Source organism: Rhodococcus sp. SJ-2 (assembly GCF_053750035.1).
In genome coordinates this window covers 3,566,954-3,586,742 of the sequence record NZ_CM132340.1, presented here as the reverse complement: position 1 = coordinate 3,586,742, position 19,789 = coordinate 3,566,954, and the positions used below count along the sequence as shown (strand labels likewise).

19 protein-coding genes are annotated in these 19,789 nt (G+C 65.4%); 7 read left to right on the top strand and 12 right to left on the bottom strand.

The genetic code is table 11. The features are described from left to right. The first annotated feature begins 39 nt into the window (after positions 1-39). Positions 40-1,038, top strand: a complete 999-nt coding sequence (locus ACSYG9_RS16910; protein ID WP_454839253.1) for an ABC transporter substrate-binding protein — start codon at positions 40-42, stop codon at positions 1,036-1,038. Between the two features lie 76 nt (positions 1,039-1,114). Here ACSYG9_RS16910 and ilvA read toward each other — a convergent pair whose 3' ends face one another. The 6 genes from ilvA to ACSYG9_RS16880 form a co-directional block, all read right to left on the bottom strand. After that, positions 1,115-2,338: a threonine ammonia-lyase gene (ilvA, locus tag ACSYG9_RS16905; RefSeq protein WP_454839251.1), complete on the bottom strand. Its 1,224-nt coding sequence runs from the start codon at positions 2,336-2,338 to the stop codon at positions 1,115-1,117. Between the two features lie 71 nt (positions 2,339-2,409). Next, positions 2,410-3,561, bottom strand: a complete 1,152-nt coding sequence (locus ACSYG9_RS16900) for a cystathionine gamma-synthase (RefSeq protein ID WP_454839249.1) — start codon at positions 3,559-3,561, stop codon at positions 2,410-2,412. A gap of 15 nt (positions 3,562-3,576) precedes the next feature. Further along, positions 3,577-4,962 carry a cystathionine beta-synthase gene (locus ACSYG9_RS16895; RefSeq protein ID WP_440123631.1) on the bottom strand — a complete coding sequence of 462 codons (1,386 nt, stop codon included), beginning with the start codon at positions 4,960-4,962 and terminating at the stop codon, positions 3,577-3,579. Between the two features lie 98 nt (positions 4,963-5,060). Next, the gene (locus ACSYG9_RS16890) at positions 5,061-5,912 is read right to left on the bottom strand and encodes a Bax inhibitor-1/YccA family protein (protein WP_454839248.1); all 852 of its coding nucleotides are present in this window, start codon (positions 5,910-5,912) and stop codon (positions 5,061-5,063) included. A gap of 137 nt (positions 5,913-6,049) precedes the next feature. Further along, on the bottom strand, positions 6,050-7,180 hold the full coding sequence (locus tag ACSYG9_RS16885; protein ID WP_440123629.1) for a methyltransferase: 1,131 nt from the start codon (positions 7,178-7,180) through the stop codon (positions 6,050-6,052). Continuing rightward, complete coding sequence (locus ACSYG9_RS16880; RefSeq protein WP_440123628.1) at positions 7,171-7,533, bottom strand: hypothetical protein; 363 nt, start codon at positions 7,531-7,533, stop codon at positions 7,171-7,173. The genes ACSYG9_RS16885 and ACSYG9_RS16880 overlap by 10 nt, the downstream gene beginning before the upstream one ends. 160 nt (positions 7,534-7,693) lie before the next feature. Between ACSYG9_RS16880 and ACSYG9_RS16875 the strand changes: the two genes are divergently transcribed. Beyond that, positions 7,694-11,191, top strand: a complete 3,498-nt coding sequence (locus tag ACSYG9_RS16875) for a protein kinase domain-containing protein (protein ID WP_440123627.1) — start codon at positions 7,694-7,696, stop codon at positions 11,189-11,191. An 18-nt stretch (positions 11,192-11,209) separates the two neighbouring features. Next, positions 11,210-12,223 carry a CorA family divalent cation transporter gene (locus ACSYG9_RS16870; RefSeq protein WP_440123626.1) on the top strand — a complete coding sequence of 338 codons (1,014 nt, stop codon included), beginning with the start codon at positions 11,210-11,212 and terminating at the stop codon, positions 12,221-12,223. A 30-nt stretch (positions 12,224-12,253) separates the two neighbouring features. Here ACSYG9_RS16870 and ACSYG9_RS16865 read toward each other — a convergent pair whose 3' ends face one another. Next, complete coding sequence (locus tag ACSYG9_RS16865) at positions 12,254-12,415, bottom strand: hypothetical protein (RefSeq protein ID WP_440123625.1); 162 nt, start codon at positions 12,413-12,415, stop codon at positions 12,254-12,256. A gap of 183 nt (positions 12,416-12,598) precedes the next feature. Between ACSYG9_RS16865 and ACSYG9_RS16860 the strand changes: the two genes are divergently transcribed. Continuing rightward, positions 12,599-12,799, top strand: coding sequence for a CsbD family protein (locus ACSYG9_RS16860; protein ID WP_169687744.1), 201 nt, complete (start codon positions 12,599-12,601; stop codon positions 12,797-12,799). Between the two features lie 82 nt (positions 12,800-12,881). Here the strand turns inward: ACSYG9_RS16860 and ACSYG9_RS16855 are convergent, their stop codons facing one another. After that, positions 12,882-13,076 (bottom strand): hypothetical protein, encoded by a 195-nt coding sequence (locus tag ACSYG9_RS16855; protein WP_440123624.1) that lies wholly within the window; start codon positions 13,074-13,076, stop codon positions 12,882-12,884. 49 nt (positions 13,077-13,125) lie between these two features. Then, a complete protein-coding gene (locus ACSYG9_RS16850; protein WP_440123623.1) occupies positions 13,126-14,586 on the bottom strand; it encodes a SulP family inorganic anion transporter in 1,461 nt (486 codons plus the stop codon). A 216-nt stretch (positions 14,587-14,802) separates the two neighbouring features. Here ACSYG9_RS16850 and ACSYG9_RS16845 point away from each other — a divergent pair, with 216 nt between their 5' ends. Beyond that, positions 14,803-14,949, top strand: coding sequence for a hypothetical protein (locus tag ACSYG9_RS16845; RefSeq protein WP_169687747.1), 147 nt, complete (start codon positions 14,803-14,805; stop codon positions 14,947-14,949). Positions 14,950-14,953: 4 nt separating this feature from the next. Here ACSYG9_RS16845 and ACSYG9_RS16840 read toward each other — a convergent pair whose 3' ends face one another. Beyond that, positions 14,954-16,669, bottom strand: a complete 1,716-nt coding sequence (locus ACSYG9_RS16840; RefSeq protein ID WP_440123622.1) for a hypothetical protein — start codon at positions 16,667-16,669, stop codon at positions 14,954-14,956. 397 nt (positions 16,670-17,066) lie between these two features. On the opposite strand from ACSYG9_RS16840, the gene ACSYG9_RS16835 reads away from it, so the two are divergent. After that, positions 17,067-17,225, top strand: coding sequence for a hypothetical protein (locus ACSYG9_RS16835; RefSeq protein WP_440123620.1), 159 nt, complete (start codon positions 17,067-17,069; stop codon positions 17,223-17,225). A 5-nt stretch (positions 17,226-17,230) separates the two neighbouring features. Here ACSYG9_RS16835 and ACSYG9_RS16830 read toward each other — a convergent pair whose 3' ends face one another. Next, the gene (locus ACSYG9_RS16830) at positions 17,231-17,704 is read right to left on the bottom strand and encodes a hypothetical protein (RefSeq protein ID WP_169687748.1); all 474 of its coding nucleotides are present in this window, start codon (positions 17,702-17,704) and stop codon (positions 17,231-17,233) included. 96 nt (positions 17,705-17,800) lie between these two features. Then, entirely contained in the window at positions 17,801-19,051 is a 1,251-nt protein-coding gene (locus ACSYG9_RS16825; protein WP_454839245.1) for an MFS transporter, read from the bottom strand. Between the two features lie 213 nt (positions 19,052-19,264). Between ACSYG9_RS16825 and ACSYG9_RS16820 the strand changes: the two genes are divergently transcribed. Then, a complete protein-coding gene (locus ACSYG9_RS16820) occupies positions 19,265-19,417 on the top strand; it encodes a hypothetical protein (protein ID WP_440123618.1) in 153 nt (50 codons plus the stop codon). Positions 19,418-19,789 lie beyond the last annotated feature (372 nt).

Here is a 19,789-nt window from a genome sequence, read left to right as displayed (position 1 = left end):
CATACGGTGCCGCGTTGTCCTGTCCCCACGAGAGGTCCCATGTTCGCCACACGTTCACGCCGCAGATTCGGAGTCGGTGCACTGGTCGCCGCAGCAAGCCTGGCCATGATCCTGACGGGATGCAGCTCACCCGAACCCGCCGAGACCGCACCGACGGAGGCTGCCGTCCGCACGGTGACCGACGGCTCCGGCGAGGTGGAAATCCCCGTCGACGTCGAGCGCATCGTCACCATCCATCACATCGCGACGCAGCCTCTGATCAATCTCGGTGTCGTCCCCGTCGGGCGCGGCGCCGTGGATGAAACGTCCGTCACACCGGAAACCTGGGAACAGATCGAGGACGTCCCGGTGGTATCCAACGGATCGGAACCCGATATCGAGCAGATCGCCACTCTCGAGCCGGACCTGATCATCGCCCACAACCGCATCGAGGACAGTGACCTGGCCCCACTGCGCGAGATCGCACCCGTGCTGGTGCTCGACATCGCCGGACCCGGTCGCGCCGACTGGCAAGGACGCGTCGAGCTTGTCGCGCAGGCACTCGGCAAGGAAGACACCTACGAGCAGCTGGTCACCGACTTCGACGAGCGCACCGCACGTATCGCTGAAACACACCGCGTCGCCCTCGACACCGAGACCTTCGCGGCGCTGCTCGGCTCCTGGAATGCGGGCACGTTCAACACCTACAGCGGCGAGAGCATCTGGGGAAGTGTGTTCACGAAGGCCGGCGCGCGCATCGCGCCCGCCGAGCAAGCAGTCGCAGGCGCAGAGTCGGCCGGTGAAGCCGAACTGAGCGTCGAGCAGCTTCCGGTCGTGCTCGACGGCACAGTGCTGCTCCACGTGACGAACCTTCGCGGCGAGCCGAACGCAGAGCTCGAGGCTGTCATGGCCGAACCACTCTTCGAGGCGGTACCGGCGGTCGTCAACGACACCGTGTTCCCCGGCGGCAAGGACACCGTGGGCGGATTCGAGGACGCGAACTACAACCTCGACCTGTTCGAACAAGCACTCACGACACTCGAGTCCCAGCAGGGCTGAGCTGGCACCGAACACACCACCGCAACGGCGTCGACCGATCGGCCTGGTCGTCCTCCGAGACGGCCAGACCACCGGCCTATTCGATCTGCAGCACGTAACCGGCGTCGCGCAGCGCATCGAGTACCTCACTGCGGTGTTGCGCACCACGGGTTTCCATCGTCAGTGCGACCTGCACCTCGTCGAGCGCGAGTTGCCCCGCCGTACGCGAATGTACGACGTCGACGACGCTGGCATCGGAATCTCCGACAACGCTCAGCAATCCGACCAGAGCACCGGGCCGATCCGGGATCGACACGCGCACAGCAAGATACCGACCGTCTGCTCGCAGGCCATGTCCGATCACATGAGTCAGAACGAGCGGATCGATGTTGCCGCCGGTAAGGATCGCGGCCACCGGGCCGTCGAGCTCCAGTCCCGCGGTGGACAGCGCAGCGACCGCAGCAGCTCCCGCGGGCTCGACGATGAGCTTGGACCGCTCCATGCACAGCACCAACGCTCTGGCGAGGGCGTCGTCGCTGACAGTGACGACGCCCTCGACGTGGCCCTGCACGAGCGGAAACGGTACGGACCCAGGCATTCCCACGGCAATACCGTCAGCGACGGTCGACATCGCCTCGGCCCGTTCGGGGTGCCCCGCTTGCAACGAACCCGGCCATGCGGCCGCGCCCTCGGCCTGCACACCGATCACCCGAACCCCCGGCCGGACAGCAGCGAGTGCCACTGCGACTCCTGCCAGCAGACCGCCGCCACCGGTCGGAACAACCACAGCGCTCACATCGGGGAGCTGCGCAGCGATCTCGAGTCCGACGGTGCCTTGTCCGGCCACGACATCCTCGTGGTCGTACGGGTGGATGAACACCGCGCCCGTCTCCGCCGCGAAGTCCTGCGCCGCTACGAGCGCGTCATCGATCGTGTGGCCGGCGAAGTGGACGTCGGCGCCGTAGGCACGGGTCGCGGCGACCTTCGGCAGGGCCGCACCGACCGGCATGAACACCGTCGAGGCGATGCCGAGCCCGGTCGCCGCCCACGCGACTCCCTGCGCATGATTGCCCGCGCTCGCCGCAACGACACCGCGCGCCCGCTCGTCCGCTGCGAGCCTCGCGATCCGGTTGTACGCACCCCGCGGTTTGAACGAGCCGGTGTGCTGGAGGTTCTCGCATTTGAACCACACGGGGACGCCGGTACGTTCGGAGAGCACACGCGACGGCAACACCGGTGTTCTCCGCATGACGGGCGCAAGCACTTCCGCTGCCGCACGGATCTCCGGTTCTCCTATCCGCGCCTGATCGAATGCACCCATCGCCTCAGCGTAGGGGACTCGAACGCGCGAGGAGGCGCCCAGGCGGGCGCCTCCTCGCGTGTCGCCGGGACTTATCCCAGAGCCTGCTCGATGTCGGCCAGCAGATCCGCAACATCCTCGATGCCGACGGACAGCCGCACGAGATCGTCCGGCACTTCGAGCGCCGAGCCCGCCGTCGACGCGTGCGTCATGGCACCCGGGTGCTCGATCAGCGACTCGACGCCGCCGAGCGACTCGGCGAGGGTGAAGATCTGCGTGCGCTTGCAGAAGTCGAGCGCAGCCTCCCGCCCGCCTGCCAGACGCACCGAGATCATGCCGCCGAAACGACGCATCTGCTTGGCAGCGGCCTCATGACCGGGATGCGACTCGAGACCGGGATAGAGCACCGACGTGACCGCCTTGTGCCCGGAGAGCGCGTCGACGATCTTCTCGGCATTGTCGCTGTGCCGCTCCATCCGCACCGCGAGGGTCTTGATGCCCCGCAACGTGAGGAAGGCGTCGAACGGCCCGGGCACCGCACCTGCGCCGTTCTGGAGGAACGCGAACGCCGTGTCGAGTTCCTCGTCGTTCGCCACCAGCGCTCCCCCGACGACGTCGGAGTGACCACCGATGTATTTGGTGGTCGAGTGCAGCACGATGTCGGCGCCGAGTGACAGCGGCTGCTGCAGGTACGGCGACGCGAACGTGTTGTCGACGACGAGCTTCGCGCCGCCGGTATGTGCGATGTCCGCGAGCGCGGCGATGTCACCGATGTTGAGAAGCGGGTTGGTGGGGGTCTCGACCCACACGAGCTTGGTATTCGGCCGCAGGGCCGCGCGCACCTCGTCGAGATCGTTGACCGCGGCGGGTGTGTACTCGATACCCCACTGCGTGAATACCTTGTCGATGAGCCGGAACGTGCCGCCGTAGGCATCGTTGGGGATGACGAGGTGGTCGCCGGGCCGCAGCGTCGAACGCAGCAGGCAGTCGGTGGCCGCCATACCCGAACCGAACGCGCGACCGTAGGCGCCGCCTTCGAGCGCTGCGAGATTCGCTTCGAGTGGGCGACGAGTGGGGTTGCCGGTGCGCGCGTATTCGAAGCCGTTGCGCATTTCACCGACGCCGTCCTGAGCGAACGTCGACGACGCATAGATCGGCACGTTGACCGCGCCGGTCTGCGGGTCGGGCTCGAAGCCTGCATGGATGGCGCGTGTGGCGAAGCCGTGCTGTGTGTTGTCCGTCATTGTGAAATCGGTGTCCTATCGGCCTTCGGAGATGAAACCAAGCAGATCGTGGCGGGTGATGACGCCGACGGGTTTGCCGTCGTCGATCACCATGAGCGCGTCGGTGTCGCCGAACGCCTTTGTCGCGGAAGCGATCGACTCGCCGACACCGATGTTGGGCAGCGGCGGGCTCATGTGCTTCTCGACGGAGTCGGCGAGATTCGCGCGTCCTTCGAAGACGGCGCTGAGCAGTTCGCGTTCGCTGACCGAACCGGCGACCTCGCCCGCGGTGACGGGTGGTTCGGCACCGACGACGGGCATCTGCGAGACGCCGTATTCGCGGAGGATCTCGATTGCGTCGCGCACAGTTTCGGAGGGGTGGGTGTGCACGAGTGCGGGCAGGTCGCCGGATTTGCCGCGCAGCACGTCGCCGACTGTGGAGTCGTCGGGCTTGCCGTCGAGCGGGGCGCGGAGGAAGCCGTACGACGCCATCCACTTGTCGTTGAAGATCTTCGACAGGTATCCGCGACCACCGTCGGGCAGCAGCACCACGACGACGGCCTCGGGACCTTCTCGCTCGGCGACTTCGAGGGCCGCGACCATCGCCATCCCGCACGAGCCGCCGACGAGCATGCCTTCCTCGCGGGCGAGGCGGCGGGTCATCTCGAACGAGTCGGCGTCGGAAACGGCGATGATCTCGTCGGGGATGGCCGGGTCGTATGCGGCGGGCCAGAAGTCCTCGCCGACGCCTTCGACGAGGTACGGGCGGCCGGTGCCGCCGGAGTACACGGAGCCTTCCGGGTCGGCGCCGACGACCTTGACCTTGCCGCCCGACACCTCCTTGAGATAGCGGCCGGTGCCGCTGATGGTGCCGCCGGTGCCGACACCTGCGACGAAGTGTGTGATCTTGCCGTCGGTGTCGTTCCAGATCTCGGGGCCGGTGGTCTCGTAGTGACTCTCGGGACCGCCCGGGTTCGAGTACTGGTTCGGCTTCCAGCCACCGGGGATCTCGCGGGCGAGCCGGTCGGAGACGTTGTAGTAACTGTCGGGATGCTCCGGCGGCACCGCGGTCGGGCACACCACAACTTCGGCGCCGTAGGCCCTGAGCACGTTGCGCTTGTCTTCGCTGACCTTGTCGGGGCAGACGAACACGCACTTGTATCCGCGCTGCTGGGCGACGAGAGCCAGACCGATCCCGGTGTTTCCGGAGGTCGGTTCGACGATCGTGCCGCCGGGCTTCAGTTCGCCCGAGGCCTCGGCGGCGTCGATCATCTTGACGGCGATGCGGTCTTTCGAGCTACCGCCGGGGTTGAGGTACTCGATCTTCGCTGCCACCAGCGCCGATCCGGGTTTGACCACCGAGTTGAGTTTGACCAGGGGGGTATTTCCGATGAGGTCGACAACAGAATCCGCGATGCGCATACCACCATGTTCTCAGACATCGGTTGTCGAGGGCCTCTCGGCCATACGACAGCGGCCGGACCACCTACTAGGTGGTCCGGCCGCTGTGCGGCTGAAGACTAGTCGTTCTGGAAGTAGCTGAGCAGTCGCAGGATCTCGACGTACAGCCAGACCAGGGTGACGGTGAGACCGAAGGCCACGCCCCACGCAGCCTTCTCCGGCGCCTGGGCGCGGATCAGCTGGTCAGCGGCGTCGAAGTCCAGCAGGAAGCTGAATGCGGCAATGCCGATGCACACGAGGCTGAAGATGATGGCGAGAGCGCCGCCGTCGCGCAGGCCGAGTCCGCCGTCGATGAAGAAGCTCGCGACCAGGTTGCCGAGTGCGAGAACCAGGACACCGACCAGGGCGCCGACGATCATGCGGGTCAGCCGCGGGGTGACGCGGATCGCGCCTGTGCGGTAGACGACGAGCATGCCGAAGAACACGCCGAAGGTGCCGAGGACCGCCTGAGCGATCAGCGTCGAGCCGCCGGCGCCCCCGAAGGTGATGTCGGTGAACATGAACGACAGCGCGCCGAGGAAGAAGCCTTCTGCGACCGCGTAGGCCAGGACGATGGCCGGGTTGTCCATCTTCCGGCCGAACGTGGCGACGAGGACGAGGACGAGACCGATCAGTCCGCCGCCGACCACGAAGGGCACAGCCAGACCGGTATTGGAGTTGACCAGTACGTACGAGATCAGCGCCGTGACGGCGAGCACGCCGAGCGTGATGCCGGTCTTGGTGACGACGTCGTCGATCGTCATGGACCGCTGATCGGTGGGACGCGCCCACGGATCTGCAGGCGCATATTGCGGCTGTCCGAATTGCTGGGTTACCTGAGCGGCGCCCGCTGTCGCAGAGCCGAATGAGGCGTATCCGCCGCCCTCTTGCTTGGGCAGGTTGCGGAACACCGGATTGCTGGTGGTGCGCACCGTGCACTTCCCTTCTGATGGTTCGCTTCTGTCCGTTGAACCTGGTTGTCCATTGAACGAGGCAGCCGCGACGAAAGTTCCCCACCGCGGAGCGGACCGTCTTCGATGCCGCGAAGCGGCCCCGGACAAACCGGACTCTACCGGGTGCGGACCGATCGGGTCACGGTGAACTTGCGGTTACGACCCGCAACGGTTGTTCGGCCGACCAGTTCTTGCAGGTTGCGGTGGTAGCCGAGGTTGGAGTTGTGCACGGTCCACAATTCGCCGCCGTCACGCAGGATGCGGGCGGCCGATTCGAACATCTTGACCGCGACACCGGTGTGCACCGCAGCACCGATGTGGAACGGCGGGTTGCACACCACGACGTCGACGGACGCATCGGGTAGCGAGGATGCGACGTCGTCGCGAAGAGTCTCGATGCGGTCGGCCAGACCGTTCGCAGCGGCGGTCGCCGCGGCGGAGGCCACTGCCGAGGCGGACTGGTCGGTCGCGATGATTCGCGCCGAAGGCCGAAGCCTGGCCAGCTCCGCGGCGAGGATTCCGGTGCCACACCCGAGGTCCACCGCCACGCCGATGTCCCGCGGGGTCTGACGCAGGAAGTCGAGGAGGTAGCGGGTCCCGATGTCGAGGCGCGGGCCTGCGAAGACCGCACCGTGCGCGACAACGGTCAGATCGAGGTCGGTCAGTGTCTCGGCGACCGGATAGGTCGGCGCGCCGGGAATCGGCTTCCGGGCTCTGAGGACCCTCGACTTCTGCCTTCCCCGCGATGCCTGGACCTCGCCGAACGACTGGCCGAGGACATCGTTCATGGCGACTGTGATGTGTTTGTCCCGTCCACCCGCGAACAGAGTGACCTCCGGTGCTGCATACCGGGCGACGGCTTCCGCGATCTCGGTGAGAGCGCTGAGCGATCGAGGCAGCTGCAGAAGAACCACCTGCGCGCCGGTCAGGAGCTCCTCGCTCAGGCCGCCGGAGGTGAAGCGGTCCAGCATGCCTTCACGGTCGGCGTTCGCGGCCAATGCGCGTTCGGCGACGATCGAATCCTGGTGAACGCGCAATCCGGACGCATCGTGCCGGGCAGCGGTGCCGAGTGTGAGCGCACCGAAGTGGTCGTCGATCACGACGACGGATCCGTCGGGCGCGGCCACGAGCGCGGCGTCCGCCTCGTCGAGAATCAGGCGGTCCGCCGCGTCGACAGCAAGCAGATTGGGCGCTTCCACGTCGGGGAAGCGCCGCAACCTGTCGAACAACTCGCTGTTTATGAGCACTGCCCCTTACCGGCGTCCTCGATGGCCTTGAGGGTATCGGCCTGTTCTTCCTCGCTCAGGTTCTCCCATTCCGGGAGCTGCTGCTGAGCTTCCGCGACCGCGGCCGCAGCCGCAGCGCGATCCTGACCCCATTCCTCTAGCTCGTCGAGGTACGGGAGCATGGCCGCGCAGTTGTCCTCGTAGCTGTCGCCGAGGTTCACCGCGGGGCTGCTCGGAGTACCGGACTCGGCCGATGCAGAGGTGGTCGTGGTGGTGGTGTCCTCGGCCGAGTCGGATGCCTCGTCCGAGGATCCGCACGCCGCCGCCAGCAGGACCACGCCCGCACCGAGCAGCGCCGCGAGAGTCTTCTTCATGTGTGTGTCCACTTCTCGTCGCAGTGTCGTTTTCGTCCGGGTCGTCGGCTTCGTCGACGCGCCCCGGCGGCACAAAGGTAATCGAGGCCGGTGAAGAGATAAGCGCCGGGCGTGCACCCAGCGGGACTATCCTGGAGAAACCCCTGAACGAGGCACCCTGATGACCGAAAACGACCCGCTCGCCACCCGAGCCGCGCCGGTCCTGACCGCGAACGAGGCCGACACCGTTCGGGCACTGGCCGCTGCCGGATTCACCGATCCGGAAGAGATCGGTCGAGGCGGTTTCGGTGTGGTCTACCGATGCCGTCAGGAATCGCTCGACCGGACAGTGGCGGTGAAAATTCTCAGCACCACCCTTGATCCCGACAACATGGACCGGTTTCTGCGGGAGCAACGCGCGATGGGCCGGTTGTCCGGCCATCCGCACATCGTCACCGTGCTCCAAGCAGGCACCGGCGACACCGGGCTGCCGTACCTCGTGATGCACTACCACCCGCACGACTCCCTCGAGGCACGGATCCGCAGACACGGCCCACTCGAGTGGCCGGAAGCCGTGCGCTTGGGAATCAAGGTCGCGGGAGCGCTCGAAACCGCCCACCGGAACGACGTACTGCACCGCGACGTGAAACCGGGCAACATCCTCATCACCGAATACGGCGAACCTCAACTCACCGATTTCGGCATCGCACGAGTCGGCGGGGGTTTTCGCACCTCATCCGGAGCAATCACCGGATCGCCCGCGTTCACAGCTCCCGAGATTCTGCGCGGCGACACTCCCGCCGCCGCGGCCGATGTTTACGGGCTCGCGGCGACCCTGTTCTGCGCGATCACCGGCCATGCCGCATACGAGCGCCGGGAAGGTGAGAAGGTCGTTGCGCAATTCCTTCGGATCACGTCGGAGCCCATCCCGGATCTCCGGGGCGGCGGGCTCCCCGACTCGCTCTGCGAAGTACTCGAACGCGGAATGTCGACCGACCCCGCAGGGCGTCCACAGACCGCCATGGACTTCGGGGAGGAGCTTCAGCAACTCGAACGCAGCTTCGGTCTGCCCGTCGACGACATGGCATTACCCGAGGACGCTCCCGGGCACTCCCTTCCCGCAGCGCTACCGTCGACCTCCTCGACAAGCGATTCGGGACGCCTCCCGTCGACGTCGTTCACATCGCCGTCGACCTCACCTGCGACTCGCTTCCGTCCACCGGCCGCCAACAGGCCACTGATCGACCGCACCCGGCTGATCGATCTGCTGCGAGCGGGCCGGCGGCGCAGACTCACCGCGATCCACGCGCCCACCGGTTTCGGTAAGTCGACCCTCGCGGCACAGTGGCGCGACGTGCTCACGAGCGACGGTATCCAGGTCGCGTGGCTCGCCGTCGACAGCGACGACAACAACGTCCTGTGGTTCCTGACCCATCTGATCGAAGCGGTCAAACAGGTACGAGCACCGCTCGGCAGGCAACTCGCGCAGATCCTGGAGTCACACGGCGACAACGCCGAACGCTACGTCCTGAGCACCATGATCGACGATCTGCACCGCGCCGACGTGCACATGACCCTGATGATCGACGACTGGCACCGGGTCACCTCACCCGAAACGATCGCCGCGCTGGACTTCCTCCTCGAACGAGGTTGCCACCACCTGCAGATCGTGGTGACCAGCCGGTCTCAGGCCGGGCTGCCCTTGAGTCGCATGCGGATGCGGGACGAACTCGTCGAACTCGATTCGAGTGTCCTGCGTTTCGACACGGACGAATCCGATTCGTTCCTACGCGAAGTCAGCGGCCTTCACCTGGACCGCGAGGACGTGCAGGACCTCAACAAGTCCACCGAAGGATGGGCCGCGGCGTTGCAGCTCGCCTCGCTGTCGTTGCGCGACAGCGATGATCCGACGGGGATGATCGAAAGCATCACCGGACGACACCATGCGATCGGCGAGTTCCTCGCCGACAACGTCCTGTCCACGCTCGAACCCGAGACCTACGAGTTCCTGCTGGACACCTCGATCACCGAATCCATCAGCGGCAGCCTCGCCTCGGCACTCACCGGGCATCCACGAGCGCAGGCTGTGCTCGAGGAGATCGAACAGCGTGACCTGTTCCTCCGACACATCGACGACGAACGCATCTGGTTCCGGTATCACCACCTGTTCCTCGATTTCCTCCGCCGCCGCCTCGAACGCGATCGGCCCGACACGATCCCGGAACTGCACCGGAAAGCAGCAGCGTGGTTCGAACGTCACCACATGCTCAGCGAAGCCGTCGACCATGCCCTCACGGCAGGCGACGAGCAACGCGCAGTGGACCTCGTCGCCACCGACGGCATGTTTCTGATGGAACATTCACGCATGTCGACGCTCCTCGTGCTGATGGGAAAGCTGCCGCCGCGCGCGGTTGCGGCGAACGCCCGGCTGCAACTGGTGTCGGCATGGGCGCTGGTTGCACTCAATAGGCAGGCCGAGGCCCAGACAGCCCTCGACACCGCACGAAACCTCCTCGGGCACAACGCCCCCGGAGAAACCGAGGCCGAGGCCATGCTCATCGAGGCCGACGTCGTCGACGGGGCCATGGCGATCTACTCCGACCGTATCGTCGGTGTCCAGAAACTCGTCGCACCCGCCCTCGACGCCGCCGACACCCTCTCGCCGTGGATCGTTTCCGCCGCGGCGAACGTCGCCACCTTCGTCGAGATCTACCGGTTCGAATTCGATGATGCACGAAGGCGCCAGCAATGGGCCGAGCAGTTCCACACCCGCACCCGCGGCGCGTTCACCGCCGTTTACGGCCAATGCCTGGCCGGTATCGCCGCAAGTGAACTGCTCGACATCCAGGACGCTGAAGCCCATTTCCGCAAGGGTCTCGAGCTGGCTCGGCGCAACGGTGGGATCCACTCGCACGCAGCTCGCCTCGCAGCAGCGATGCTCGGGGAATTGTTGTACGAATCCGGCCGGATCGCCGAAGCCGAAACCCTGCTCGACGAGAGCCAGAAACTCGGGATCCAGGGCGGGGTGCCCGATTTCATGATCGCGAGATTCGTCATCGGCGCACGACTGAAGATTCTGCGCGGAAGGCATGACGACGCGGCGGCGCTGCTGAACGACGGCGTGCGCGCAGCCACCGAATTCGGCCTGCCCCGGCTCCGAGCCCGTGTGGAGAACGAACGCGCCCGGCTCGGTCTGCCCGTTGCCCCGCAAGCCGCACGTTCGATGCCGGAGTCCCTCGAACCCGACCCGGACGGGATCGTCGAAGTCACGGAACAGATCGAGGATGCCACCGCGATCCGCCTGTTGTATCGCACCGGAGACCCTGATTCGGTTGCGCGGGCTGTCGAGTGGGCTCGACTGTGGCAGCAGCGCACCGACTACAACGGACGACGACGTGCACATCTGCAGGCCACACGGCTACTCACCGCATGTCTGCACGCAGCGGGACGCCTCGAGGAGGCAGAAGAGATCCTCGCACCGGCCATCGAGATCTGCGGCGACCGCGGCATGCTCCGGTACCTCGTCGACGGTGGGGCGCACGTCGTCGACGTACTCGTCTCCCTCCGCGGCAGATTGCACGAGGATCGATGGCCTACGGGCTGGCCGGTCGTCGATGCGGCGTTCGTCGACGAGATGCTGCGACTCACCGAAACCGGAGAAACCAGCACCGAGCTCTGAATACGGCACACTTCGAGCATGGACGATCTCCCCGGAGAGGTACGTACCCGCTTGTGGCGCGATGGTGTGCTCGTCGCGGACGATTTTTCGCTCGACGAGGTGTCCGAGCATCTCGCGGACGACAGAGCGCTCGTGTGGGTGGACCTGCACGACCCCGGGCACGATCAGCTGAGCGCGCTCGCCACCGAGTTGACACTGGACGCTCATGCGGTCGAGGACGCGATTGCGCGCGGCGAACGTACCAAGACCACCCACTACCCCACGCACACCTTCCTCACGGTGTACGCGACCGAGCTCGAACGGGACTCCGATGCGCTCAGCACAGTCGAATCACGGCTACACACCACCCGCGTTTCGGCGTTCGTGTTGCCGCGCGGGATCGTGACGGTGCGTCGCGGTGGACAGTTCGACATCGACGAGGTCGTCCGCCGGTGGGACGAGCATTCCGACCTCCTGCAGTTCGGCACCGGCGCCCTGCTCCACGGTCTGCTCGACGTGATCGTCGACGGCCAGTTCGACACCATCCAGGCCCTCGACGACGCGATCGAAGGCATCGAGGACGGACTCTTCGGCGACACGCCGATGACTCGCGAGACCCAGCACCGCATCTACCGCCTGCGCAAGGAACTGGTCCAGCTCAGACGCATCGTACTTCCGATGCGCGAGGTCGTGACCGCGGTGATGCGCCACCGCGCCGAGACCGGCAACCATGCAGAACTCGACGGTTGGTACACCGATCTCTACGACCACGTGATCCGGGCGACGGAATGGACCGAATCGCTGCGCGACATGGTGACCACGTTGTTCGAAACGAACCTGTCGTTGCAGGATGCGCGCTTGAACACGGTCATGAAGAAACTCACCGGGTGGGCCGCGATCATCGCCGTGCCAACGGCAGTCACGGGCTGGTACGGCATGAACGTGCCCTACCCGGGCTTCGGTCACGGGTGGGGTGTACTCGTCAGCGCCTGCGTCATCGCAGGATCGGCCGGACTGCTGTATCTGCTGTTCAAGCGGCGCGACTGGCTCTGATCACTGCATCTTCCGATCCGAGCGGCGCACTCAGATGAGTACGAGGATCAAGACGATGATCAGTACTACGACGATGACTGCTGCGATCACCGACGCCACGGACGCACGACGCCTGCCCGCGCCGCTGCGCACCAGCTCCGGGTCGGCGTCCGGCGCATCACCGATGGGGTCTTCGTCGTTCGCTCGAGACATGACACCTCCCGGGTCCTCGTGTGATCAGGGACTGCTGTGCGATCAGGGACTGCGGTGTGATCAACGACTGCGTACCCAGGAAGTCTTGCACGCGAAGTCCCCGGAGGTGTGGACGTTTGCCTCCCGATCCCGCGGGTATCTCTTCATGGCACGAAGATCCATCGGCAAGCATGAGGAGGATCGATGGCAGACTTCATCGACAAGGCCAAGCACAAGGTGGAAGAAGCCACCGGCAAGGTCAAGGAACAGACCGGCAAGGCCACAGACGACCGCGATCTCGAAGCCGAAGGCAAGGGCGACCGCGCCTCGAGCGGCATGAAGCAGGCCGGCGACAAGGTCTCCGACGCTGTGGAGGACGTGAAGGACGCGTTCAAGAACAAGTAGGTGCCGGCAGCACACAGATCCGAAAGAGGGCCGGTGTACGGAAGTTTCCGTACACCGGCCCTCTCTGTGGAGTGTTACTCCGTTACTCCGAGGTCCCTTCGGTGCTGTCGAAGAAGTGCCACGTGCCATCGTTCTCGTGCTGCGCTTCCATGCGCCAGCCGAGCTCGGTGTTGTCGGCGCGAGTATCGACGAACCACGCGTGGGCGTCGTCGGCGCTGTCGATGTCCTTGGTGTCCACTACATCCCCGTTGGGGTCGATCACTCTGTAGGTTGCCATGGGGATGGGCTTCCCGGGAGGAACGGCAGCCAAACGTCGCCGACCCCGATCAGCTGTCGCCGAGGTTTCCGGACAGCATCTCGACCCGGCGCAGGCTGGCGCCCTCCAGACCCACGATTGTCGCGGACTTCCCCTTCTCGGAGTACTTGTGAAGCACCGAATCGAATGTCGCCACGGTCGACGCATCCCACACCTCGGCGTCGGTGAGGTCGATGACGACACGCTCGGGGTCGTCGACGTAATCGAATTGGTACACCAGATCATTGCTCGATGCCCAGAACAACTCGCCCGATACCTTGTAGGTGCGCACGCCGTCCACGTCGAGGGCGCGGACGCGCGTCATGTGCGCGACCCGCCGCGCGAACGCGACCATGGCGGTGAGTACACCCGCGACCACACCGACCGCAAGATTGTCGGTGGCCAGCGTTCCGATCACCGTCACGAGCATGACGAGTGTTTCGCTGACCGGCATGAGTTTCAGGGTCCGGGGGGCGATGCTGTGCCAGTCGAACGTGGTCACCGCGATCACGATCATCACCGCGACCAATGCGGCCATCGGGATCGCTCCGACCACATCTCCCACGGTGACGCACAGGAGAAGAAGGAACATCCCCGCGCAGAACGTCGAGATCCGGGTCCTCGCGCGACCTTCCTTGACGTTGATCATGGTCTGGCCGATCATCGCGCACCCACCCATGCCGCCGAACAGCGCGGCAACGCCGTTCGCGACGCCCTGGCCCCAAGCCTCGCGGGTCTTGTCCGAGTGACTGTCGGTGATGTCGTCGACCAGCTTCGCTGTCATCAACGACTCCATCAATCCCACCAGCGCCAGGCCCACCGCATACGGGGCGATGATCCGGAGGGTTTCGAGTGTGAGCGGTACGTCCGGGATCATCCAGCTCGGGAAGCCTCCGGGAAGCTCACCCTGGTCGGCGACGTCGGGGACATCCACGCCGAACAGCACGACGATACCGGTCAGCACGATGATCGCGATCAACGCGGCGGGCACCGCGGTGGTGAGCTTCGGAATGAACACCACCATCGCAATGCCGAACGCGACCAGCGGGTAGACGAGCCACGGCACGTCGAACAGGTGCCCCAGCTGGGCGCTGAAGATGAGGATGGCCAACGCATTGACGAATCCGATCATCACCGAACGGGGGATGAAGCGCATCAGACGTGCGACGCCTGCCAGCGCCAGTACGATCTGCAACGCTCCTGCCAGCCAGACCGCGGCAATCAAGTAGTCGAGCCCGTGCGACGACACCAGCGGCGCGATGACCAGGGCTGTCGCGCCGGCTGCGGCCGACACCATCGCAGGCCGCCCACCCACGAACGCGATGGTGATGGCCATGACACAGGACGTGTACAACGCGACTTTCGGGTCGACTCCCGCGATGACCGCGAACGAGACGACCTCGGGAATCAGGGCCAGGGAGGTGACCAGCCCCGCGAGGATCTCAGTTGTCAATCTCCGAGGCGATCGGAGGGTCGAACGAACGGTATTCACCGCTGAAGTCTAGGCGCGCCCGTCGTGGCGTCGCGCCTCGCAGCGGTGCCGGGTGTAGTGTTGGACCATCGACCGGTTCGATACCTCCGGACATCTTCCCGATACGAACCTCGATGATCCTCCCCCGAGCTGCACGCTCCTGGTTTCGCGTACCCCGCGCCCGCGTGTTCCTCGCCAACACCTGAAGTGTTCGAAGCAGTACCTGAAAGGACTCACATGAGCCAGCACACCGAAGACAACAACCCGCTGTTCCTGCAGCCGGTGGACCCGAACAACACCGAACCGGCGGTTGTGGAGGCCGAGCACCAGACGTCGACCGAGCCATTCGACTACACGTCGATCTTCTCTTCGCGCGGAGCCTGACTCACTATCTCCTCGCAAAGTCGGCCAGCGCCGCCGATACCGGTTCGGTGCGGCCGTCGTGGGTCGCGCCCGCAGCGGTGAGCACGTCGATGTGGTTGTAGCCCGGAAGAACAATGGGCACGTCGTCCGGGTGATCCGAATCCGGTAGCGAGATTCCGCCGCTTCCCACCAATGTGAGTATCGGATTCCGCGCGACCCCGTCCCTGTGGATGTGGTGTGTCGCGAACGACGGAGCCGACGACAGCGCAAGATCCGATGGCAGCCGAGTCGGGAAGTACCACTCCGTGAAGTCCAACGGGGGTTCCGACAGATTACGCGCCAGTTCGGCGATCGAGGTGACCTCGCTCGCCGGGTTCGTGTAGCGCGCCTCGTTCGAAAGCGAGTCTGCTGCCGCGACCTCGTCGTAGTCGAGCCATCTGTAGAGCACATCCGCGCCGTACACTGCGGGCGACGCTTTCGGTGCGTCGCCGAACATTCCCGTCGACAACACCTCGGTTGTGCTCGGCACCGGAAACAGCTTGTCCTGCACAGGAGCTCCGGCAATGAATCCGACGCTGACCTGCAAGAAGCCGAACGGCTGCGAATTGTCGTCGAGTATCGCGCCGAGTACGGCCTCGTTGGTGGCATTGAGGATGCGCACATCCGGTGTCCCCGTCGCGAACATCGCGGCGTCCTTCGCCAGCAGGGATCGGAGCGTCCAGTCGACGTTGGGGTTGTCGGGCAGCCGTTCGACGAGGTCGTTGACGCCCTCCGGGGCGAGGCGCGCGGCGAGACCGGCCAATGCGAGCAGATTCGTGGTCTCCGGATTGATCACCGCAGGCAGCGCCAGAACCGGCATGTCGCCGACGACAGCTCCCGTCGCTGCATCGAGCGAAGTCTTCACGATGTCGGGGATCCCTGGGAAGGATCCGCCCACCGGTGCGGGAGATTTCGCTGCGATCACGGTATCGAGCGCGAAATACCCCGAGCACTGGTTGAATCCGGCGTCGCCGAGGGTCTGCGGGTTTCCGTCGAAGTCCCATTCAGCGAAGAACCCCGTGATGAAGCCGCCCAAAGAGTGTCCGCCGCACAGAACCTTGTCCTTGCGGAGCCCCGGGTCGGGAAGTTCGTGTCGTAGAAGGTCGTACTGGTCCCGGAGCGTCTGTTCGAGTCCGACGTGTACGAGCCACGCGGTGTCGTCGCCCGAGGCGTAGCCCGCGAAGCGCGACCCATCGATCTCGGCGTCGTGGAAGTAGTAGTCGGTGGCGGTGTCGAGGCTGCCGGTCGCGAGAGCTGTCTGCACTCCGGTGTGGTCTTCGAGGCAGTTCGATCGCCTGTCCAGCGCCCAGAATTCGACGTGTGCACCTCGTCGAGCGGCCGCAACGACGGTGTTGCGCGCAACGCTTTCGAATGCCCCTGCGCCCTCGAAGATTCCCGGTTGGGCGACGAAGATGCGGTCGGCGCGCGTCGAATCTGCCGGGCCGTCGACCGACCGCCACCGAAGGTAGGACAAGCGATCGCACTGGGCCGGTCGCGCGCCGGCGCTCTCGGGCAGCGGAGCCGGAATGGACACGACCGAACCGATCACCATGTCGGCGAGCGGCGCGGTCGACGTGTACGGCACCTCGATCCTGCCGTCCTGAGCAGAGGCGTACGGCGCGACGACGATACCGACAGCGAATGCCGTTGCTGTCGCGAGAACCACCCGGATTGCACTGCTGCCCATCGCTGCCCCCATCATCAGTGATGCGTACACAATAAGGACACGCCCAGGCTTCGACGGGAAATTCGGCTACTTCAGCGGGAAGGGCGCCGGGGTCGGCTACACGAACATGGTCTGCAGACAGATACAACAGTTCAGGCAGGCCGCTTCTGTCCGCTGGCGTTGTGGCCGTGCGGCACAGCCGCCGAGGTCGGTCTTGTCGAGTGGGACACGCTCGAGGACCACACCCAGGGATTCCGTGAATCACCCGAGTACCAGCAGCGGCGTTCACTGCTGCACGACTTCTACGAACCCTTCCCGACCCTCGAGCACTACGAGCGGATAGACCACATGTGAGCCGGAGAAGGCCGCGCTACACGGCGTCGACGTCCTCGCGTCTGCTGCGAAAACCGCGCACCGGCCTTCGAATCCGACGATGCACGTGCACGGCTGGCTGCGCCTGTGGCGCGCACTGCCCGCGCCCCGGATGCCGTTGGCACCCAAGTGCGGGCAGTGCGACGAGTACGGCCGGCTCGACGACGACGAACACCGACGTGCCGTCCGGTGTGGTTGCCGCGTGCCGGTTGCTGCGTAGCTCGCTCACCACACGTCGACGACGCCACCGCACGATGTGGTCGGGATGCTCCACAGCGGAATGCTGTTGACCGCGCTCACCGTGAACTCGACGGGTCCGGGACCCGAGTTCAGATCGAACGTCACCACGTCACCGCCCGGGTACGCGACGGTCGCGGTGTCGGTGAGGGTGCCGCGCTCGTCGGTGGCGATGTTGTGCCAGTCGAACTTCACGTCGGTCTGATATCCACCGGCGAAGAACCACAGGCTCGACACGTCGGGCATCTGGAGCTGGATGCTGCCCGATTCGGTTTGGTAACCGAACAGGCGGGCCGGGGCGTAGGGCTGATCGAGGATGTACGGGCTCACGCCCCAGCACCGATCCATCGGCACCTCGACCGTGTCGGCCGCGGCCGTCCCGGTTCCTACTGCGAGTCCCGTGAGCATGCCTGCGGCGACAAATGTGGCGGCGCCGACGCGGCGGAGGGCTCGTAAAGACATACATGCACCTTTCTCGTGGACGGATTGTCCACCCAGTGCACCATGATCAGGTCGACGCCGTCCGCGTGATCGTGTTTCTCATCGATACCGGTGTGGTCAGCCGAGTGGTTCGAGTACGTCCTGTGCAGGCGGCCGTGGAGTTGCCGCATTCGCGGGTGCAAATCGAACAACGGTGAACAACACGCCGCACGCGAGCAGTGCCATTCCCGCGCCGAAGGCCACCCAGGTGGAGGCCGAGTGACCGCCCGCGTTCGCAACCTCACCAGCGACCCAGTTCCCGATCGAGGTGCCCAGGGTGATTCCGGCACTGAGCAGGGTCATGATGAATCCGAGACGTCGCGCAGGGGTGTGATCGCCTGCGACCTTGAAGATCGTCACGAGGATCGGGCCGATCGGTGCGCCGACGAACAGCAGGACGACCGCCATCTGCCACGGAACGCTCGGCAACCACATCAATGCCAGAGCAGGAATCAGCACGAGCGCACATGCAGTCCACCTCACCGACGCGCTCAGACGTCCACTCCACCGTGACACACTCAATGCGGCTGCGCCCGAGGTCAAGCCGAGTGCGGCGTAGATCAGGCCCCCACTTCCCGGGTGGCCGGTCTCATCGGCGAAGACCGCGGTGGTGGTGGCCAGCGAGCCGAAAATGGTTCCGATGCCGAGCATCCCGAGGAAGAGGACCGATACCGGAGCCCACGACACTTTCGCGGAGGAGAACTCCCCCTCGCCCAAAGGGTCGACGCCGTCGGCAGGTGCTGCGAACTGTGCGCTGGGATGCAACGCGAACCATGGCACCACGATCACCGTGAGCGCGATGAGGACGTACAGCGGCGCCGCAGCACCGAAAAGCGCAGCAACGATGCCCACGGCCGCCGGGCCGAGAACGAATCCGAGTTCGTCCATCGTGCCCTCGTATCCTTGGGCTTCCCCGACGGCGTGCTCTGAGCCGCGGCTCGACAGCCCACGAATCCACCGCACGCGGGTCATCGGGCCACACTGCGGCACCACGATTCCTGCGACGAATGCCGCCGCGAGCAGGCCCGGCGACAACGCCGGGGCGTCGCCGCCCGGGTCGCCCGCAGCAAGGACTGCCAGCACCGCAAGCACGTAGACCGCGGTGGAGACGAGGAGCGCCCACCGCTGACCCCAGCGGTCGGATGCGATTCCGGACAGCGGGGCGCCGACAGCGACCCCTACTCCCGTGACCGCGGCCGCGATGCCTGCGGAAGCGAAGTCGGATGAGGATGCGACGACGTAGGTCAACACACCCATGACGAGCATGGACAGCGTCAGACGAGCCAACGCCGATACCGGAAAGTACGCCGATCCGACGAGATCGTGCATGGCGCGAAAATGAGAGGGGTTGGAGTTGTGGGCCATCAGTACCTTTTCAGGAACTTTCTGCGTGCAGAAAGACGCGCACGGCGTCCCTGCCTCCCGCCGTGCCTGACCCAGAATCAACCCGACGAGTTTACAGCAGGATTTTCCGGGGTGAACCCGAGGGTGAATTACCTACTTCTCGGTAACATACGACCGAGTTGGTCCGTTGTTCAAATTGTGAACTGGATTTTGTGGGCGCTACTCGCCTGGCTCGTCGTCTCCGTGGCGGTCGCGTTGATCGCGGGGCGAGTCATCCGTGCCCGCGATCAACAAGAGATTCCACCGGCGATCGAGGACGGCGGCGACGACGAGATACACCGGGCCGGCTGAGCAGAGGGCTGATCCATCACGAGCGGTGGCATGCGTGCTCTGTGCGACCGCCGGGCTGTTACTCGAACTCAGTGGGCGCACTCCGACCGGAGGTCGGCAGTGTGACGGTGCCCCCAGTCGGACTCGAACCGACACTTGGCGGATTTTAAGTCAGAACCCGCCTGTCCCGCCTGGTGATTCGGTGTGATGCTGATGGATGGTTCATGCAGGTGAAACGGGGTGCGAGTGCCACCGAGTGATGCCCCGTCATGTGGTCACACACATCGTCTGTGACCACTCGGTGACCGCGGTGAGGGTCGGGGGCAAAGACGCTGGGGAGGAGAGCAAGGGGGTTACTCCGAGTAACTCCCCTCGCGTCGGCAGTCGTGTCGA

Excerpts from the sequence above, each read along its gene's own strand:
- ACSYG9_RS16910 (WP_454839253.1), top strand. The coding sequence starts at position 40 with ATGTTCGCCACACGTTCACGCCGCAGATTCGGAGTCGGTGCACTGGTC.
- ilvA (WP_454839251.1), bottom strand. The coding sequence starts at position 2,338 with ATGGGTGCATTCGATCAGGCGCGGATAGGAGAACCGGAGATCCGTGCG.
- ACSYG9_RS16900 (WP_454839249.1), bottom strand. The coding sequence starts at position 3,561 with ATGACGGACAACACACAGCACGGCTTCGCCACACGCGCCATCCATGCA.
- ACSYG9_RS16895 (WP_440123631.1), bottom strand. The coding sequence starts at position 4,962 with ATGCGCATCGCGGATTCTGTTGTCGACCTCATCGGAAATACCCCCCTG.
- ACSYG9_RS16880 (WP_440123628.1), bottom strand. The coding sequence starts at position 7,533 with ATGAAGAAGACTCTCGCGGCGCTGCTCGGTGCGGGCGTGGTCCTGCTG.
- ACSYG9_RS16875 (WP_440123627.1), top strand. The coding sequence starts at position 7,694 with ATGACCGAAAACGACCCGCTCGCCACCCGAGCCGCGCCGGTCCTGACC.
- ACSYG9_RS16870 (WP_440123626.1), top strand. The coding sequence starts at position 11,210 with ATGGACGATCTCCCCGGAGAGGTACGTACCCGCTTGTGGCGCGATGGT.
- ACSYG9_RS16865 (WP_440123625.1), bottom strand. The coding sequence starts at position 12,415 with ATGTCTCGAGCGAACGACGAAGACCCCATCGGTGATGCGCCGGACGCC.
- ACSYG9_RS16860 (WP_169687744.1), top strand. The coding sequence starts at position 12,599 with ATGGCAGACTTCATCGACAAGGCCAAGCACAAGGTGGAAGAAGCCACC.
- ACSYG9_RS16855 (WP_440123624.1), bottom strand. The coding sequence starts at position 13,076 with ATGGCAACCTACAGAGTGATCGACCCCAACGGGGATGTAGTGGACACC.
- ACSYG9_RS16845 (WP_169687747.1), top strand. The coding sequence starts at position 14,803 with ATGAGCCAGCACACCGAAGACAACAACCCGCTGTTCCTGCAGCCGGTG.
- ACSYG9_RS16840 (WP_440123622.1), bottom strand. The coding sequence starts at position 16,669 with ATGATGGGGGCAGCGATGGGCAGCAGTGCAATCCGGGTGGTTCTCGCG.
- ACSYG9_RS16835 (WP_440123620.1), top strand. The coding sequence starts at position 17,067 with ATGCACGTGCACGGCTGGCTGCGCCTGTGGCGCGCACTGCCCGCGCCC.
- ACSYG9_RS16830 (WP_169687748.1), bottom strand. The coding sequence starts at position 17,704 with ATGTCTTTACGAGCCCTCCGCCGCGTCGGCGCCGCCACATTTGTCGCC.
- ACSYG9_RS16825 (WP_454839245.1), bottom strand. The coding sequence starts at position 19,051 with ATGCACGATCTCGTCGGATCGGCGTACTTTCCGGTATCGGCGTTGGCT.